The following is an 18,366-nucleotide window of genomic DNA, read 5'->3' as shown; positions in this document are numbered from 1 at the left end:
ATGACCGCATTATGAAAATACAGGCTAACGTGTGCCCTCTTCTATTAATGTTTCTCGTGTCACCTGCACAATGTGTTTATCTTCTCTGGTTAATCTGGTTTTTTTCCATGCGCCACGCATAAACCAAGCGAACGCTATCAGTGCGATGGTTATGTTCGTAATTGCAAACGAATACCATATTCCCTGATCGCCAAGCAAAGTGTGATTAGAAAGAATATAAGCGGCAGGAAACTGCACCACGCATTGTGATAATAACGCGATAATCATGGCATTAAGCATATTCCCAGAGGCACGAAAAGCAGCAACAATACAAAGCTGAACACCAATTCCCCCCCAGCTTAAACACATCACTTGAACAAACTGCGCGCCTTTATTTATTACACTGTTATCTTCGGGAATAAAAAATGCCACCAGCGTATCAGCATACAAGTAAGCAATGCCCCCAACAAAAGAAAGGCCTATTAATCCCCACATACTGGCAAGCTTCGTTATTTGCTCAGCCCGTTTAATATTGCCGGCGCCCATATTTTGCCCCACCAAGGTTGATACCGCCATTGATAAACCCATGGCAGGGATCATCACCATTTGCAAAATATTAGAGCCCACGCCATAAGCCGCAATGGTAACGGTTCCAAAGCTTGCCACTAAAAATGACATGATAATCAAGCCAAAAGCACGTGTTGATAATTCAATAGAGCCAGGCGCTCCTAAGAAAAAAGCCCGTTTCATATATTGCCAATCGGGATAGAAACTTTTTAGCTGTAATTGAATCCCATGGCGACCGCGTAAAAATATAATAATGCCCGCCAGCGCCGCTAAACTTTGTGTAACTAAAGTCGCTAGCGCAGCGCCCATAACGCCAAGCCCTTCAAAACGGCCATAACCAAAAATAAATAGCGGATCGAGAATAAAATTAAGTAACACTGTGGTGCTAACTATGATTAAAGGTACTTTAGTTTGCCCTATACCCCGCATTAGCGATTGGAACATAGCGTAAATAAACACAAAAATAACGCCAATAAAGGACACATGCATAAACTTAAGTGCATCACTGTAAACCGCCTGCTCAACGCCTAGCAGTTTTAAAAAGTATGGGGAAAGTACATAACCTAGAAGCCCTAACACTAAGGCGGTAAATGCAACCATTAACACCGTTTGCGCTGCAACATGGTTCACTTTATCTTGCTGACCTGCGCCCATGTATTGCGCCGATAATATAGCACCGGCCATTGCAAGCCCAGAGCCTATAGCAATGACTAAAAAAGTGATCGGGGTACTAATAGACACTGCAGCGACTTGGGTTGCTCCTAATCGCCCAACCCAAAATGCATCCGTAAGCTGATAAGCCGACTGCAATATATTAATGAGGATAATAGGAATACCTAATTTCAACAGCGCTTTAGCAATGGAGCCTTGAAGAAATAGTTGACCAGAGGGAGTCATGAGGTCGCTTACTTTTATTAAACCGTGAACATAGCCTTAGTTTAACAAAACTAGCTGATTATATTATGAATACTTCGTTTGCGGCTTGTATTTAAGTGATCAGTCAATAATTTTTAAGCACTAATTAAGTAAAAGTTTAATCTAAATCAATAAATAGAGGCTCTTTACTCATCCGCTTTTGAAACTTTGATCTAGAACAGGTTTTTATTTTTAACCTCGAGCAATAATAGCCTCAATCAACAAATAGTCACACAGTAGTTCACGGAGAACAACATGAAAACTAAACTAAGCATTGCAATACTTACTTCTTTACTGGCTCTTTCTCCTGCAGCACACGCTAACTTTAGTGTTAATGTTGGCGCAATTAATGTTAATCCAGATAACGATGGTTCAAAAATTAACGAAGCACCTACTCTAGGCTTAAAAGGCGACTCAGATACTCAGTTAGGTATTACTGTAGATTACGCATTTAACGACCAATGGGTATTAGAGCTTATTGCAGCAACGCCGTTTTCTCATGATGTAGAAGGTACTGGTGGTTTAGCTGGTAATAAAATTGCTGATATTAAACATTTACCACCATCACTGGTTGCACAATACCACTTTTTAGATAGCAGCTATGCACTTCGTCCGTTTGTAGGTGTGGGAATTAACTATACGACGTTCTTTGACGAACAGCCTTCTGCAGCACTTAAAGCAACGTTAGGAACTAACGATGTAGAAGTAAAACTAGATGATTCATTTGGTTTTGTTGCTCAAGTAGGTGCTAACTACAAGATTGATGAAAAATGGGGCCTACACGCTATGGTATCTATCATGGATATTGATACTGATGCGACTGTTTATGCTAATGGCGCAAAAGCATTAACATCAACCGTGTCACTTGACCCTGTTGTTGCCATGTTTGGTCTTAAATACTCGTTTTAATAACGTTTATGTGTGTGTTAAAAAGGCCGTTAGGCCTTTTTTTTTGCCTGTGTTTAGCGAGGTAAGTTATTTACTTTTTTTTGCTCAAGCATTTCTTTCCAGTGAATTATTTCAGCCGGTAAAATGGGTGCAACCCCGTCAAAGCCTGCAACCTCGAGCATATGCTCAACACTGACCACCCCTTTCTTACTTTTAAACACGCCGCGCACATAAGCAATGGCATGTAAGCCCCGCTCAGAATGAAACTTTTGTTCAATGTAAAAGTATTTATGATCCCAGCCAACCAAACGCGTACTAATGGTAAAACGTTGCATTGGCTTAATATCGCGGATGTAGGTAATAGCTGTCGCATTAACAATAGGAAACCAACGACGTTTCATTATTTGCTTAAGCAAACCAACCCGTTCAGTCATCCAGGTACGCGACAAGTCCATCATCGCTAAATAGCGCGAATTGGTTAAATGCAAATTAATATCGCAGTCACTTGGTAATGCTTTGTAGTCTATATCAACCATATCTAACAACGATTGATAGTCACGATTACGTTTAATTTTAAAAAATAACAGCAGCAGTCTAAAATATAAGTTCACAGTAGAGGTCTTACCAGTTGAGTTTTTATCAGTGTATCATAGCGATTGACTCCTTTGGTTGTTTTTGAACCAAGGAATCAATCACTAAATGAGGATGTTTGGGTATCTATCTTTAAACTTTAACCGTTTTGCGGTTAATGCCGTAATCACGCAATTTATTAGCCACAGCAGTATGACTCAGTCCCAAGCGTTTAGCTAACTGACGAGAGCTAGGATAGGCAGGATAAAGCTTACGCAGTAAGGTGGCTTCAAAACGCTTAACCGCTTGATCAAGCGAGCCCTCAAAATCAGACTCTAAATAGCCTAAATCATGGGTAAACGTAGGTAACTGTAAATGTTCAACGCGCAGTTCACTGTCTTCTAACAACGATACCGCACGGTAAATCGCGTTTTCTAATTGGCGTACATTGCCAGGCCATGGGTAATCTTGTAAAAACGTTAAACATTCTTCAGATAACTCGGGGACTGTATGGCCATTTTGCTGCGCATATTTTTGAATAAAGTGTTCAGCAAGTGGCCCAACATCCGCTTTACGATCTCTAAGCGGCGCAATTTCCAGTGTTAATACATTAATTCGGTAGTATAAATCTTCTCTAAATACGCCCTCTTGAACCATTGCTGGTAAATCTTTTTGCGTGGCAGCAATAATACGCACGTTCACTTTAACTTCGTTTTCGTCGCCAACTTTTCTAAATGTACCGTCTTGTAAAAAACGTAGCAATTTAGTTTGTAGCTGCGTCGACATTTCACCTACTTCATCTAAAAATACCGTTCCACCATCCGCTTGTTCGAGTACACCACGTTTAGGCGCTGCGTTTTCTTCATACCCGGCATAACCGAATAGTTCGGACTCAGCAACATCATCTGGTAACGAGGCACACGATAAAGCAATAAATGGTTTTACTGAGCGGTTAGATGCATAGTGACAAGCTCGTGCTAGCAACTCTTTACCCGTCCCCGTTTCACCCGTAATAAGAATGGGAGCTTCAAGTTGCGCCATTTTTCGCGCTTCGCGAACCACACGGCGCATCGCCGTGCTAAAGTTATGAATAGTCGCGAAGCTTTCTTGGCCATAACGCCTAAAAGCACTCACTTGCTGACCTAAACGGCTTTGCGATTTTATATTAATTACCGCACCCGCTAATACATCGCCTTCGCTGCCTTGAGGGACCGCAATAGGCAGAATATCAGCAATAAAATCTTCACCAGCTACTTCAACACGCGTGGTTTGCCCCAGTACTTCTTTGCCCTCTAACCAACGGGTAAAGTTAAAGCCTTTGAGCAAATTATTAATATTAGCACCGGTGACTTCTTTTTCTGTGAGTTGTAAATCTTTGCAGGCTGCGTCGTTACACAGGCGTACCCACCCTTTAGCATCAATAGATATAACGCCATCAGGAAGTGCTCTTAATAAGGTGTTAAGTTCATTATGCTCACGTTCAGACGGTAAAAACGCGGTTGTGCGTACATCATGTACACCATCGATTAAGCGAATAGACGGCATGATTTTTTGAAATTGTTCAAATTCAATCTCAGGAAAACTCACATACATACGACAATTTACTGAGTCGACTTCAATCCCCTTTAAGTCAACATTGTAGCTAACTAAAATATTAAGAATCTCTTGAGCAATACCAACTCGGTCTGCACAGTGAATATCTAAACGCATACACCCTCAGGTAAGGAAAAACTAGTTGGCGTGAATAATACGCTAACTCTGTTTACGAGCATAGTTTATTGTAAAGAAATTTGGACGAAAAAATGTTTTTTTACTAACTAGAGGGCTTTTTCAAGCACTTAACGCATTCAAGCTTGGCTGTTCACTAAAAGTCGGGGTTATTGCAACTCAATTTAGTCAAGCTGGCCTTGTATAAATTATATGCTGCAATGAGCGAATCATTACTGTCCATACGCCAATATTCGCTCATGTTTAATCTAAGTGGTGATTATTAAATTAAAGTAGTAAAGGTTAACTATTATTAAAAATTTAGTAGCTGTAACTACCCGTAAAACAAAGCTTTTATTTATTTTTCAAGCTGTATTTAAACAGTGTTAAAGATAACGTTGGTATGACAATGTTACCTATGATGTTAAAGATATTTTTTGATAAGTTTAGGTGTTTACTGCAGCAAATAGGGGTTCACACACTGGTATTTAACAATTACATAACCGATGTATGATAGCGCGCTCAACGCTTCCCCTCGCACAAAGGTCTATGTATACTTAGGCGCAATTGTAACTAGGATAAGGGTGTGACTCTTACCTAAACGTATAGCTGCGTTTAGCAAACCATTACCTTAGCTGCATAAAAAACACTGATGATCGAGCATTTATTATACTTTTTATGAGTAAAAATTTAGCTAAATAAAAAACCACAAGGTCATCAAAACAATAATGAATTAGGAAGTAAATATGAGTTCAAATTCTGACAGTGGCTGGTTTGGTCACCCTAAAGGACTTTCAACCCTGTTTTTCACAGAAATGTGGGAACGAATGAGTTACTACGGTATGCGAGCGATGCTCGTATTATTTATGACAGCAAGTTTACAACAAGAAGGCCTAGGATTTACCGTTGCTTCTGCTGCTGCAATTTATGGCTTATACACAGGTTCAGTATACTTTTTAGGTTTACCTGGTGGTTGGTTAGCAGATAGATTGTTTGGTGGCCAAAAAGCAGTATGGTATGGCGGTATTATTATCATGTGTGGCCATATTATCTTAGCCGTGCCACATGAATATTCATTTTTCATTGGTTTGATCTTTGTTGCAACAGGTACTGGTTTACTTAAACCTAATATCAGTGCCATGGTTGGTCAGCTTTATACTGACGAAGATGAGCGCCGTGATGGTGGTTTCGCTATTTACTACATGGGTATTAACTTAGGTTCTTTAATTGGTTACTACGTGTGTGGTTACTTTATGGAAAACGTAGGTTGGCACTGGGCATTTGGTGCCGCGGCTGTTGGTATGGGTATTGGTTTAATTCAATACAAGCGCACACTTAAAAACTTACCAGATCACAGCGCATTACCTGCTAACCCATTAAGCCCTAAAGGTACTTCGCGCGCATGGGGCGGTATTGCTGCATTTATTATCGCGACCGCCGGTGTTACCGCTGCTGCGATGACAGGTGCTATTGTCATTAACCCATCGATTGTTGCAGGGTACACCGCAGTTATATTTACTGTTATCTTTTTCGTTTACTTTGGCCTTATATACTTCAAAGGCAAACTAACCGATGCTGAAAAACAAAGAATGTGGGCGCTATTTTTAGTCTGTGTCGCTTCAGCCTGTTTTTGGTCTGGCTTTGAACAAGCCGGTTCTTCATTAAATCTGTTTGCTCGTGACTATACAGACCGTCTGGTTGGCACATTTGAAATTCCAACGACTTGGTTCCAATCTCTAAATTCATTGTTCATTATTGCGCTATCGCCATTCTTTGCCGCTTTTTGGATTAATTTATCTAAAAAAATGGTCTCGCCTACTTACAGCGTAAAATGTGCGTTGGGCCTCGTTATTATGGCTTCAGGCTTTTTAGTAATGTTTATGGCAGCACACTATGCCGCTGAAGGCTTAAAAGTAGCACCTTATTGGCTTGTTACTACGTATTTCTTACACACAGTGGGTGAGCTTTGTTTAAGCCCAGTTGCATTGAGCGCTGTAAGTAAATTATCGCCTCGCCGCTTTACTGGTCAAATGATGGGGGTATTTGTACTTACATACTCTATCGGTAACGTTATTTCAGGATTACTTGCTGGTAACTTTGATCCTAACAATGTTGAAGAAATCCCGAACCTTTACCTACAAATTGCCTTATTTAGTATCGGTGTAGGTATCATCTTAGTACTGATGAGTTTTAAAGCTAAAATATGGGAAAAACAAGGTTTAGAACAAACCGCACCAACACAATAATTTAGATTTATCACACGCATAATTATGAGCTTTGATAAATGATATCAAATACCTCCTGTAGTTAACTGCAGGGGGTATTTTTATGGCCGCTTGATTAAACCCCACAATTTTTACATTCAGCCGTTTATTATTTATACCTCATCACTGTGCATAAACGAGTTTATAGCAGCAAACCATCAATACTCTTTGATTTTATATATATCGCAGCTAACCAAACTCATTAAAAGTGTAAATAATAAAATACAAAAACCGCACTTTTTTAAGCGCAAAAAAACTAAAAACACATATAAATAAATTAAATTAAACTATTAACAATCAATAATTTAACAAGAAAACCTGCACTTTCATCTCGCTACCTAATTTTTACTTTCACCTGCTCGTATGTAAATAAACAACATACTTTGATAACCGTCTCGTAAAATTTACACACGCGCTATTTACTAAATAACAACACCCTCTTCCCCAAAACACCAATCTGGTTAATCATGCAGGCAATACGATAACTAATAATCGCAGTGCTTAATTGCGGGAGTAATTATAATGAGTGAAGTAAATAACCCTTTAGGTTTGGTTGGTATTGAATTTACCGAGTACGCAACACCCGATGCCGATTACATGGATAAAGTGTTTACCGATTTTGGTTTTTCAAAGTTAAAAAAATTCAAAGGTAAAGACATTGTTTATTACAACCAAAACGATATTCATTTTTTACTAAATAATGAACGCGATGGTTTTTCAGCTGAATTTGCTAAAAATCATGGCCCAGCAATTTGTTCTATGGGTTGGCGCGTAGAGAACGCTCAAGCGGCGTTTGAAGCTGCGGTTGAACGTGGCGCTAAGCCAGCTACTGATGCAGCAAATAAAGACTTACCGTACCCTGCTATTTACGGCATTGGCGACAGCTTAATATACTTTATTGAACAGTTTGGCGATAAAGGCTCTATCTACGCAAACGACTTTGAAGATTTAGCTGAGCAAAACGTCGTTAATGATAAAGGGTTCTTACGTATCGACCACTTAACTAACAACGTTTATAAAGGCACAATGGAAACATGGGCTAACTTTTATAAAGACGTGTTTGGTTTTACCGAAGTGCGCTACTTTGATATTAAAGGCCAAAAAACAGCCTTACTCTCTTATGCATTAAAATCACCTTGTGGCACTTTCTCTATTCCAATCAATGAAGGTAAAGGTAACGACAATAACCAAATTGATGAATACCTAGGCGAATACAATGGCCCAGGTGTACAGCATTTAGCCTTTTTAACTGACGACTTAGTGAGCTCACTTGATAAGTTAGATAAATCAACTATCGCCACTTTAGATATTATCCCTGAGTACTACGATACTATTTTTGACCGTGTACCATGGGTTAAAGAAGACAAAGAAAAGATTCGTGAGCATCAAATCCTGGTTGATAGCCAAAGCGAAGATTGCTACTTATTGCAAATTTTCTCTAAAAACTTATTTGGCCCTATCTTCATTGAGATGATTCAACGTGTTGACGATGGTGGCTTTGGTGAAGGTAACTTCCAAGCGCTGTTCGAATCAATCGAGCGAGATCAAGAACGCCGCGGCGTTTTATAATTAAAATTATGACTCTAAAAAGCAGCGTATTTCGCTGCTTTTTGTCGTTTAATCGTAACTAAGAGAGCTTATCTCTCTTTGCGTGTTTAAATCGCGCTTTTCATCACCATATAACTAGTAGATATTTAAAACTTGCTGGTGCTATGTTCTTATTTAATAAATTGATATGTGCGACCAACTAAACCAAAGGAAATGTAATGAGTTTAATTAACGAAACCCATGATATAAATTTAACTAGCTGGGTTGCATCAGCAAATGATGCACAATGTGACTTCCCTATCCAAAATCTACCTTTTGCCGAAGTACGTCGCAAAAATAGCAACGAAGCTTTCCGTGGCGCGGTTGCCATTGGCGATCAGGTTATTGATTTAGCAAAAGTAAATGAACTCGCTATTTTTAGTGGCGATGCTCAAGTCGCCATTGCTGCAGCAAGTAAACCTACACTAAATGAGTTTATGGGTCTGGGTGAGCAATATTGGTCAGCCCTACGTTTAGCATTATCGAAAGCATTACGTGAAGGTTCTGAGCATCAAGAACAACTTACACACGCACTTATTGCGCAAAGCGAGATTGAATTTGCTCTGCCGTGTCGCATTGGCGATTACACCGACTTTTACACCTCGATTTATCATGCTACGGCCGTAGGTAGTTTATTTCGCCCTGATAACCCACTGCTACCGAATTACAAGTGGGTACCGATTGGTTATCACGGTCGTTCGTCATCTATTGGCGTATCTGGTCAGCAGTTCCATCGCCCTAAAGGACAAACTAAAGCGCCAGACGCAGAAGTACCTTCATTTGGTCCGTGTAAGCGTCTTGATTACGAACTTGAACTGGGTATTTACTTGGGTAAGGGTAATGAACTGGGTGATGCTATTGCCATTGAAAATGCTGAAAAACATGTGTTTGGCTTTTGTGTTTTCAACGATTGGTCAGCACGTGATTTACAAGCATGGGAATACCAACCGCTTGGTCCATTTTTAGCAAAAAACTTTGCATCAACCGTGTCACCATGGATTGTAACTACCGAAGCACTTGCACCATTTAGAACAAGCTGGACGCGTGATGAAAATGATCCGCAACCATTGGAATATTTAGAATCAACGGCTAACCGTGATCAAGGCGCATTTGATATTCAAATGGATGTTAAAATTCAAACGCAAAAAATGCGTGATGAAGGCTACAACCCAACACAAGTGTCTAAATCTAGCTTTAAGCATTCTTACTGGACTGTGGCACAAATGGTGACTCACCATACGGTAAACGGTTGTAACTTTATGCCAGGCGACATGCTGGGCTCTGGAACGCAATCAGGCCCAACTCATGAAGAAGCAGGTTCATTACTTGAGCTTTCTCGTGGTGGTAAAGAAAAAATCACCTTAAGCAACGGCGAACAGCGTAGCTTCTTGGAAGACGGCGACAACGTGATAATGCGTGGCTGGTGTGAAAAAGAAGGTTTTGCACGTATTGGCTTCGGCTGCGTAGAGAGTACGGTATTGCCAGCAAAATAATTGTAAAATCAATAAACTAGTAAAAAAGGGTGGCCGAATAAGCCGCCCTTTTTTATTAATTAAGCCATAGTTACAATTTTTTTCTGGCTTTTTTAGTTGAAATTGCTATCTTGAATCCGTTAATAGCCAGTAAATATGTGACATGTCTGTATTCATAAAATCTTTTTTTCATAAAAACTTCCCAGCTCGCCAGCTGCTTATTCGCCAAAATGGCGAAGTAAAGCATGTAGTTTTGGCACCATGGTTACAAGTTTCTGTACTCGCTATTATTATCACCGCTATTGTGTGGATGAGTGTCTCTAGTATTCGTGTGTATATGCAAACACACCAAATATCTCATATCGAACAAACTCAACTTGATAAGCAAGCGCAGTGGCAACAAAAAGTAAAGCAGCAGCAGCAACGCTATGCATTACAACAAGAACAGTTAGCTGAACTAGAACAAAAACAAGCTTTATTACAAGGTATGATTGAATCATTGCCTGCTTCTATTAGCAAAGACGCCATTAAATTAGAGGGTGAGCTTGACTCCTCCCCTATAAATGAGAGTGAGAGCGAATTCCATGAGCCGCTCGAAGACGACAAGTCACAAAACAAACATGCCCATAATAGCGCCACCAGTTTTGAGCAGCGCTATACTTTACTAAATGAACAATACGATACTAATTTTACCTTATTAGCTGCGCAAATTAATCAACGCCACGACGCTATTTTAGAGATATTGCAAGACACAGGTCTCGAAAATGCACTTGCACAGCACCTCGCATTAGCGGCACAAACAACGGCGCAAGGTGGCCCGCTGGACATACTTGATGAAAGTAAAATACCCAATACATTTTTAGCCATTGCCGATAAGTTGCTTGTTTTAAATCAGCTAGAAAACTTTTTAACCGCCTTGCCGAACACATTACCCTTACCTGCCGCAAAATATTATATTTCGAGCAACTTTGGGCTTCGAAAAGATCCCATGAATAAAAGACGCGCATTTCATAAAGGCGTTGATTTAGCTGGCTGGCATAAAACAGAAATTTTTGCCCCTGCCGATGCAACGGTACGCCGAGCTGGCCGCAATGGTGGTTATGGTAACTTTATTGAATTAGAACATAAAAATGGCGTTGTAACGCGCTTTGGTCACTTAAACAAAGTTAATGTTAAAAAAGGCCAAGTTGTTGCAAAGCACGATGTCATTGGTTTAATGGGCAGTACCGGAAGAAGTACAAGTACTCATTTACACTATGAAGTATTAATAGACGACAAGCATGTCAATCCACTAAAAATAACAAAGGCGCTTTCTCGTGTTTGGTAAAAATAAACAAGCAAAAACGGACTCATCAATCAAGCGAGTGAGTCATACTCCCTCAATTATTTCTAACGATGTGCGTATTACGGGCTCTTTAGTTAGCCAAGGTGAAGTGCAACTCGATGGACGTATTGACGGTGATATTAAAGCTGAGCATTTAGTTATCGGCTCCTCCGGTGTTGTTGAAGGCGTTGTTGAGGCGAGCAGCGTTGTTGTTAAAGGTAAAATCATAGGCTCTTTAAATGCAAGCGAAGTGAAGATCGAAAATAATGCCCATGTACTTGGCGATATTTTTCATGACACACTAAGCATAGAAGCCGGTGCGATTATTGAAGGTAGTTTAAAGCAGCGCTTTGAAAAAGAAGTCATTGAGCATGCTAAAGATAAACCAAAACCGGTTAACGATGTAAAAGCCATTGTTGATAATGAAGACAGTGGCCTTTCGTTTGTAAACAAGTCGTCTACTGCAAAAAGTTAAACCTGAACAAAAAATGGTTTAGTCAATAAACTAAACCATTGTTTTTAATGCTTTATATAAAAAATATAATTTAGCAATTACTTCTTCTTTGTGATGTACATGGTTATATCTGCAGTAAACACCAACTCATTTCGGGTATTGTAAAGCTTTACCGGCACCACTAAATCTTCTTTATCAATCCATTGATGAGGTAACTCAATTTCAGCAATCGCGGTAACGTCTGTGTCTACTTTAGCTAAATAGTGTACTGTCATACCTTTAGGTATCCAACGGTGTGTTTTATACGGTACCGTCGCATCCACCATTACTCCTGCACACAGCTCAGCCAAATTACATTGAGCAATCGCATGAATTGTTCCAATGTGATTATGTACACGGCGTGTGTTTTTAACCACAGCACTACAGTGCCCTGCTTTTAAATCTAAAATAGTGGGTTTCATAGAGCCAAAATAAGGTGCCTTGAAACACACTGCTTTACTGAAAAGCCAGTTACCGCATGGCCACTTTTTAAATTTATGCCATGTTTTTATTAATGCAGACTCATTACTCATTATTATTTTTCCATTGTCTTTGCTTAAAAAGCAAATTAACACATCGGATCAGTTTAAAGAAGTGTGATACTTAAACAAAAATAATCATAATAAGGTTAAAAGTAGGTAACTTGGCTGATACATCGGCCATAAGCCCTTTCTTTTTCATCAGTCGCCACTTAAAATACCGACAAAAGGAGACCTGATGCATACACAGCCCGCTAAACCCAATTTTACTTTATTACTTATATTAGCGTTACTCGTCATTTTTTGTCCGATGGGCATTGATATTTACCTGCCTGCCTTTCCCACTATCGCAGAGCAATTCTCAGTGAGCGAAAAGCAAGTACAGCAAACGGTGGCTATTTTTATGCTTACTGTTGGTTTGGGGCAGTTAATTGCAGGTCCACTCGCTGATCGTTTTGGCAGAAAGCCCGTCGCCTTAACTGGGGTCGCTTTGTATGGACTGGCGGCATTGGGTGCATATTATGCTCCTAGCTTTTTAGTACTGATGTTTGCTCGTGCTATTCAAGGGTTAGGCGCGTGCGCTACCTTTGTTGTCGCTTTTGCAATAGTAAGAGATAAGTTTGGTAGTGAACGCAGTGGCCAAATAATTACCTATCTAAACGGTATAGTTTGCTTTATTCCAGCATTAGCGCCCATTTTAGGTGCTTGGCTAACCGTACAGTTTGGTTGGCAAATGAACTTTCTATTTTTAACCGGTTTTGCATTACTGGGGTTTATTGTCACTTTGTTCTTGTTTAGGGAAACACGACCAGCAGACAGTCATTACCAGGGGCATATTTTAGATTTAAGACGCTTTTTCCCCATCATTTCAACTCCATTATTTTTATTTAATAGCTTGTTATGTATGGTCACTATGTCAGCTATATTGGTGTTTGTAACACTGGCTCCCGGTTGGCTCATTACTGAATTAGGTGGCAGCGTAGCCGACTTTACCTTTTGGTTCTCGCTCAATGCGGTGCTTAGTATTCTTGCTAGTTTTATTATGCCTATTTACATTAAACGTCAACCTAAAAGAGCCTTAAAAATAGGCCTTTTAGTGCTAGTGAGTGCCGGCTTACTTATGTTGTTATTAAGCCAATATAAAACGCCATTGGCATTAATGATCCCTATGTTCATTGCAGCATTTGGTTTTGCTTTAACACTTGGCTCTGCCGCTGGGCGTGCTTTGAGTTTATTTCCTAAACAAGCTGGCACCGCCTCTGCTCTTTTGGGAGCAATGCAAATGAGTGGAGCAAGCTTATTGGTTTTTATTACTCAATTCTTAAACTTATCAACCCCAGAGCTTATTGGTACGCACTTTCTATTATTAATTCCTTTTTGTTATTTACTGTTTCGTTATGCTAAATATGCTTAGCCACTAACGCATTTTCAATACTTCTCTCATTTTGGCTAATTCAGGTGCTACTTGATTAGCCGTCCCTAATCCAAACAAAACATATATTTTTTGTTTAAAAATAATTAATTTTTAGTTAAATAATTTCGTTTTTGTAGATAAAGCACCTTGTTTTTTGCTTTTTATTATTTTAATGTCGGTTTAAGTTAACAGAAAGTTAACCAATTAATTCTAGGATATTATAATATGAAAAAGAATAAACTCGCCTTAGCATTAGTTCTTACTGGTATTTTTGCAGCCGGAACTGCCCATGCTGCAAACGATCGCTTCATCATTCAAGTTGATAATAATAAAAAAGGTGTTGTTAAAGCGCTTACTAAAAAACTAGGTGGTGAGATTAAAGTAGATGGTAATGGATTTATTGCCGCAAAATTTACTGGTCAAGATTTAAGTAGCTTAAAAGGCCTACTCAACAACCCACATATTAAACTCATTGAAGAAGATCATAAGCGTATACCTATGTAATTATTTAACGATGATGTAGGCGATGCAATGCAGCAGCAAATTACGCCTTATGCCGTTTATCAATCACAGGTTGATCAAGTAACTTTTGATGCCAATGCAGGCATGAAAGTCTGTGTTATCGATTCCGGCTTAGATAGCTCAAACCCTGACTTTATTTGGGGCAACATCACCGGTGATAACGACAGTGGCACCGGTAATTGGTTTGATAATGGCGGCCCACATGGTACTCACGTAGCCGGTACAATTGGTGCTGCAGACAACAACCTTGGTGTGGTAGGTATGGCACCGGGTGTGGCAATGCACATTATTAAAGTATTTAACGAATCAGGCTGGGGTTACTCATCTGACTTGGCTCAAGCAGCAGATTTATGTTCTCAAGCAGGTGCGAACATTATTAGTATGAGCTTAGGGGGCGGCGGCTCAAACAGTACAGAATCAAATGCGTTTGCTAACTTTACCAATGCAGGCGGCCTTGTTGTTGCTGCCGCGGGTAATGATGGTAATAACGTACGTTCTTATCCTGCAGGCTACCCGTCAGTTATGATGGTTGGTGCTAATGATGCCAATAATCAAATTGCTGATTTTTCACAATTCCCAAGTTGTTCATCAGGTCGTGGTAAACGTGCAACAAACGATGAAACCATTTGTGTAGAAGTAACAGCCGGTGGTGTTGATACGCTATCAACCTACCCTGCAGGTATGGCTACAGCAGCGAGTATGTCAGCCGATGGCACAGCATATAATTCATCAGCAATGGAAAATGCAGGTCAAGTCACGGCGAGTGCCTACTTTATGGGGACCGGCGAAACAGTTGATCCAGAAGCGGCTGGTAAAGTATGTATGATTGACCGCGGCGTTGTTTCATTTTATGACAAAGTTGCTAACTGTGAAAACTCAGGCGGTTTAGGTGCGGTTATTATCAACAATGAAGCCGGCATGTTAAACGCAACACTAGGTGATACCAACGATACTTCAATTCCTGCTGTAGGCGCTGCATTTGAAGATCGTAGCGCATTAGTTGCTAGTACAAACGTGACAATTAATATTGGCGCAACTGATTATGGTTTTATGAGTGGAACGTCAATGGCAACGCCTGCAGTTTCAGGTATTGCTGCGCTAGTATGGTCTAACCATAGAGACTGTACAGGCACAGAAATTCGCGATGCGTTAAAAGCAACAGCGCAAGATCAAGGGGCTGCTGGTCGTGATGATTACTTTGGCTATGGTATAAAGCGGCAGACGCTGATGCTTACCTTACAGCAAACGGCTGTGCGGGTGGCGTTGATCCCGAGCCAGGCGTAGATGATATCTCTCTTAGCGCTTCAGGTTACAAATCAAAAGGCACTAAATTTGTTGATTTAAGTTGGAATGGCGCAGCAACAAGCCAAGTTGATATCTACCGCAATGGTAGCAAAGTCATTACCACTGCAAATAATAATGTCTACACCGACAGCATTAATACTAAAGGTGGCGGCACCTATACATATCAAGTATGTGAAGCGCTGAGCACTACGGTGTGTTCAAATAATATCGCCGTTAGTTTTTAATAAATTTAGCACTTCGTTATGTTTAAAAGCATAACGGCTAGTTTTATAACAATTTAGTATCCTCAACTTAGCGGGCAATATGCCCGCTTTTTATTTTTCTCATTGCTTGATAAAATCACTTACCACTTCTTTTTCGTACTATTTAATGATCAACCCTGACTTTTTGCTCTCATTTTTACTCGCCAGCTTTTTAATGGCCGTTGCGCCTGGGCCATCAAACGCGTTTTTAATGGCACAAACATTTGCTAACGGGCGAAAAGCAGGTATGCAAAGTGCTTTTGGCTTTGCCTTAGGTGGCGTAGTACATACATTTTTTGCAGTTATTGGTTTAAGTGCTATTTTAAAAGCCTCTGAAACAGCCTATGCCAGCGTACAATATGCAGGTGCAGCCTATTTATGTTACTTAGGTTTTATGATGCTTAAAGGCACGTTTATGCCACCATCTTGTGAGCAAAGCGATAAACCGCATGTTACAACCAATAAAAACAAAAATGTCATGTTTCAAGCCATGATGACAGAAGTGCTTAATCCTAAGGTGGCTTTGTTTTTTATTGCTTTTATCCCACAATTTGTTGACCCTAGCTTGTCATCTGCAACCTTTCAGCTGGCATTTTTTGGGCTACTTTATCCAATCTTTGCTTTTCCGATTGACTGCACGTATATTTATTTCGGCGATAAAATAGCTCAATTTTTTAGAAATCACCCAAATAGCCAGCTCTGGATTGATAGGTTCACAGGCATTGTATTTATTGCCTTGGCTATCAATTTATTACTCTAACTAATAAGAATCAGCATGGATCAAAAAATACAATCTCTACCTGCGCAAAAAAATATAGCCTTAGTAGCACATGACGGCAAAAAAGCCGCGCTTAAGTTATGGTGTGAAAAACATAAGGCCACTCTAAGTAAACACACTTTATATGGCACAGGGACTACTGGGCATTTAATTGAGAAAACAACAGGGCTTGATGTTATTCAATTATTAAGTGGCCCTATGGGCGGCGATCAACAACTCGGGGCGAAAATAGCGGAGCATGAAATACATGTATTAGTCTTTTTTTGGGACCCTTTAGCCTCGCAACCTCATGATCCCGATGTTAAAGCTCTGCTACGTTTAGCTGCTGTGTGGAATATTCCTGTGGCGTGTAATGAAGTGAGTGCCGATATGCTACTTAGCTCACCATTAATGGATATAGAGCTTGAGCGAACATTGCCAGATTACGAAAAATACCTCGCAACCCGACAAATATCTCTATAGCAGCTTACTTATAAAGCATGCTGGCCCATTTAGTAAGGCCAGCAGTTACACTACCAAAGTGATCACCGTTCACCATTTTTATGTTGCCTAAATGCTCACTCAACGCCGCTTTAATTAATGGAGACTGCGCACTCCCTCCCGTTAAGTAAATCACATCGGGATTGGTATTCGCATCAGTAATTGCCTGTTTAGCCAAGGTAACAATCTGACTAATGCTATCGTCAACAGCAAGCGCTAAATCAGCGACTGAAATATCTTTGCTTAATGAGTTATCTAAAAAGGCTAAATCACAATTAAAACTATTTGCGGATGTTAATGCAATTTTAGCCGCTTCAGCTTGTTGAACTAATTGGTGGCCTTGCTTATTTTGCTGTAAGTGAATAAGTCGTTTGTAAAGTTCAGGGGCGCTGACATCGCGTAACTGCGCACTGAGTTCACGATAATGCTGAGCACTATAAAACTGGCTCTGTAAATTCACATCGTTAATTTTACAAGCTTGCCAAAATGGTTGATTAGGTAGCGGTAAACCTGATTTAAACGTACTGCCAAGCCCGAGTAACGGCATTAAACCATGGTAGCTCAAAGCAATATCTAAATCGTTTCCGCCAACACGTTTACCACTATGTGCTAAAAAGTCTGCATCTCGCTGGCTATTTCCTCTAAAGCTTGGCCCCATTTGTACAAATGAGCAGTCACTGGTACCACCGCCAATATCAATCACCAATACTTTTTGGTCTTGCTTTAAATCACTTTCATAATCAATACCAGCGGCGAGTGGCTCATATAAAAACTCAACATCTTTAAAGCCTGCTCGGTTTGCTGCGCGTGTTAAAATGCCCACAGCTTGTTGGTTTGACTGCTCACCGCCAACCGCTTGAAAATTCACTGGGCGACCAATAACAGTTTGGCTCAGCGTATACCCTAACGATAATTCAGCACGTTGTTTTATTTTTAAAATCATTGCTGTGGCAATATCTTCAAAAAAATTGATTTGCCCTTGCTTTAAGCCCGTTGCGCCAAAGAATGATTTAGGGGATTTTACAAAATAACCTTCTTCAGGAAATTGCACATATTCACTAATTGCCTCACGGCCAATGAATAGGGTGTCGTCGCCGGCTTGTAAGTCTAGGTCTGATTTAATTCGCGGGAGTGTATTAAGTAAGGGTTGGCGCGCGGTTTTATAGGCATGCTCATGCTCTGAGCCCTGCAAATGCTGCGCAACAAAATCAACGACTAAGGCGCTATGATGTGTGTATAAAGTTGATGGAAGATAATGTTTGCCTTGCTCTAAAGGGATGAGCTGAACACGCTCTTCGTTTAAAACACCCATAGCACAATTAGAACTACCATAATCAAAACCAACAAACATAGATCACCAAACATTACCAAAAAGGCCGC

At 40.1% G+C, this 18,366-nt stretch carries 14 protein-coding genes and 1 pseudogene; 10 read left to right on the top strand and 5 right to left on the bottom strand.

Features of this window, described 5'->3' with window-relative positions; translation table 11 throughout:
• Positions 1-24 precede the first annotated feature (24 nt).
• On the bottom strand, positions 25-1,443 hold the full coding sequence (locus PISS_RS04860) for an MATE family efflux transporter (protein WP_058154358.1): 1,419 nt from the start codon (positions 1,441-1,443) through the stop codon (positions 25-27).
• Between the two features lie 273 nt (positions 1,444-1,716).
• Here PISS_RS04860 and PISS_RS04855 point away from each other — a divergent pair, with 273 nt between their 5' ends.
• On the top strand, positions 1,717-2,370 hold the full coding sequence (locus PISS_RS04855; RefSeq protein WP_013464458.1) for an OmpW/AlkL family protein: 654 nt from the start codon (positions 1,717-1,719) through the stop codon (positions 2,368-2,370).
• 53 nt (positions 2,371-2,423) lie between these two features.
• On the opposite strand, the gene PISS_RS04850 is transcribed toward PISS_RS04855, so the two are convergent.
• Complete coding sequence (locus tag PISS_RS04850; RefSeq protein ID WP_058154357.1) at positions 2,424-2,960, bottom strand: thioesterase family protein; 537 nt, start codon at positions 2,958-2,960, stop codon at positions 2,424-2,426.
• A 112-nt stretch (positions 2,961-3,072) separates the two neighbouring features.
• A complete protein-coding gene (gene tyrR, locus PISS_RS04845; protein WP_013464456.1) occupies positions 3,073-4,629 on the bottom strand; it encodes a transcriptional regulator TyrR in 1,557 nt (518 codons plus the stop codon).
• Between the two features lie 743 nt (positions 4,630-5,372).
• Here tyrR and PISS_RS04840 point away from each other — a divergent pair.
• The 5 genes from PISS_RS04840 (at position 5,373) to PISS_RS04815 (ending at position 11,748) form a co-directional block, all read left to right on the top strand.
• Complete coding sequence (locus PISS_RS04840) at positions 5,373-6,872, top strand: peptide MFS transporter (protein ID WP_036956839.1); 1,500 nt, start codon at positions 5,373-5,375, stop codon at positions 6,870-6,872.
• A gap of 540 nt (positions 6,873-7,412) precedes the next feature.
• Positions 7,413-8,459 (top strand): 4-hydroxyphenylpyruvate dioxygenase, encoded by a 1,047-nt coding sequence (gene hppD / locus PISS_RS04830; RefSeq protein ID WP_016899429.1) that lies wholly within the window; start codon positions 7,413-7,415, stop codon positions 8,457-8,459.
• A 197-nt stretch (positions 8,460-8,656) separates the two neighbouring features.
• On the top strand, positions 8,657-9,970 hold the full coding sequence (gene fahA / locus PISS_RS04825; protein ID WP_028835398.1) for a fumarylacetoacetase: 1,314 nt from the start codon (positions 8,657-8,659) through the stop codon (positions 9,968-9,970).
• 142 nt (positions 9,971-10,112) lie between these two features.
• Positions 10,113-11,276 (top strand): M23 family metallopeptidase, encoded by a 1,164-nt coding sequence (locus tag PISS_RS04820; RefSeq protein WP_016899427.1) that lies wholly within the window; start codon positions 10,113-10,115, stop codon positions 11,274-11,276.
• Entirely contained in the window at positions 11,266-11,748 is a 483-nt protein-coding gene (locus PISS_RS04815) for a bactofilin family protein (RefSeq protein WP_013464451.1), read from the top strand. Before PISS_RS04820 ends, PISS_RS04815 begins: the two co-directional genes overlap by 11 nt.
• A 77-nt stretch (positions 11,749-11,825) precedes the next feature.
• On the opposite strand, the gene PISS_RS04810 is transcribed toward PISS_RS04815, so the two are convergent.
• On the bottom strand, positions 11,826-12,299 hold the full coding sequence (locus PISS_RS04810) for a hotdog fold domain-containing protein (protein WP_058154355.1): 474 nt from the start codon (positions 12,297-12,299) through the stop codon (positions 11,826-11,828).
• A 184-nt stretch (positions 12,300-12,483) separates the two neighbouring features.
• Between PISS_RS04810 and PISS_RS04805 the strand changes: the two genes are divergently transcribed.
• From PISS_RS04805 to PISS_RS04790, 4 genes and pseudogenes are all read left to right on the top strand, one after another.
• Positions 12,484-13,659 (top strand): multidrug effflux MFS transporter, encoded by a 1,176-nt coding sequence (locus PISS_RS04805; RefSeq protein WP_058154354.1) that lies wholly within the window; start codon positions 12,484-12,486, stop codon positions 13,657-13,659.
• Between the two features lie 225 nt (positions 13,660-13,884).
• Positions 13,885-15,710, top strand: a pseudogene (locus PISS_RS04800) (S8 family serine peptidase).
• Positions 15,711-15,855: 145 nt separating this feature from the next.
• On the top strand, positions 15,856-16,488 hold the full coding sequence (locus PISS_RS04795) for a LysE family translocator (protein ID WP_033103913.1): 633 nt from the start codon (positions 15,856-15,858) through the stop codon (positions 16,486-16,488).
• Positions 16,489-16,503: 15 nt separating this feature from the next.
• Positions 16,504-16,968, top strand: coding sequence for a methylglyoxal synthase (locus PISS_RS04790; RefSeq protein WP_013464445.1), 465 nt, complete (start codon positions 16,504-16,506; stop codon positions 16,966-16,968).
• Positions 16,969-16,972: 4 nt separating this feature from the next.
• Here PISS_RS04790 and yegD read toward each other — a convergent pair whose 3' ends face one another.
• The gene (gene yegD / locus PISS_RS04785) at positions 16,973-18,337 is read right to left on the bottom strand and encodes a molecular chaperone (protein WP_058154353.1); all 1,365 of its coding nucleotides are present in this window, start codon (positions 18,335-18,337) and stop codon (positions 16,973-16,975) included.
• Positions 18,338-18,366: the final 29 nt, after the last annotated feature.

It is taken from the genome of Pseudoalteromonas issachenkonii (assembly GCF_002310795.1).
GTDB classification, from domain to species: domain Bacteria; phylum Pseudomonadota; class Gammaproteobacteria; order Enterobacterales; family Alteromonadaceae; genus Pseudoalteromonas; species Pseudoalteromonas tetraodonis.
Note: the sequence above shows the minus strand (reverse complement) of the source record. Positions and strands in the feature narration are given on the sequence as shown.

What these genes read in the sequence shown, in the direction of transcription:
- PISS_RS04860 (WP_058154358.1), bottom strand. Translation starts at nt 1,443, where the DNA reads ATGACTCCCTCTGGTCAACTATTTCTTCAAGGCTCCATTGCTAAAGCG.
- PISS_RS04790 (WP_013464445.1), top strand. Translation starts at nt 16,504, where the DNA reads ATGGATCAAAAAATACAATCTCTACCTGCGCAAAAAAATATAGCCTTA.
- PISS_RS04795 (WP_033103913.1), top strand. Translation starts at nt 15,856, where the DNA reads ATGATCAACCCTGACTTTTTGCTCTCATTTTTACTCGCCAGCTTTTTA.
- yegD (WP_058154353.1), bottom strand. Translation starts at nt 18,337, where the DNA reads ATGTTTGTTGGTTTTGATTATGGTAGTTCTAATTGTGCTATGGGTGTT.
- tyrR (WP_013464456.1), bottom strand. Translation starts at nt 4,629, where the DNA reads ATGCGTTTAGATATTCACTGTGCAGACCGAGTTGGTATTGCTCAAGAG.
- PISS_RS04810 (WP_058154355.1), bottom strand. Translation starts at nt 12,299, where the DNA reads ATGAGTAATGAGTCTGCATTAATAAAAACATGGCATAAATTTAAAAAG.
- PISS_RS04820 (WP_016899427.1), top strand. Translation starts at nt 10,113, where the DNA reads ATGTCTGTATTCATAAAATCTTTTTTTCATAAAAACTTCCCAGCTCGC.
- PISS_RS04855 (WP_013464458.1), top strand. Translation starts at nt 1,717, where the DNA reads ATGAAAACTAAACTAAGCATTGCAATACTTACTTCTTTACTGGCTCTT.
- PISS_RS04840 (WP_036956839.1), top strand. Translation starts at nt 5,373, where the DNA reads ATGAGTTCAAATTCTGACAGTGGCTGGTTTGGTCACCCTAAAGGACTT.
- fahA (WP_028835398.1), top strand. Translation starts at nt 8,657, where the DNA reads ATGAGTTTAATTAACGAAACCCATGATATAAATTTAACTAGCTGGGTT.
- PISS_RS04805 (WP_058154354.1), top strand. Translation starts at nt 12,484, where the DNA reads ATGCATACACAGCCCGCTAAACCCAATTTTACTTTATTACTTATATTA.
- hppD (WP_016899429.1), top strand. Translation starts at nt 7,413, where the DNA reads ATGAGTGAAGTAAATAACCCTTTAGGTTTGGTTGGTATTGAATTTACC.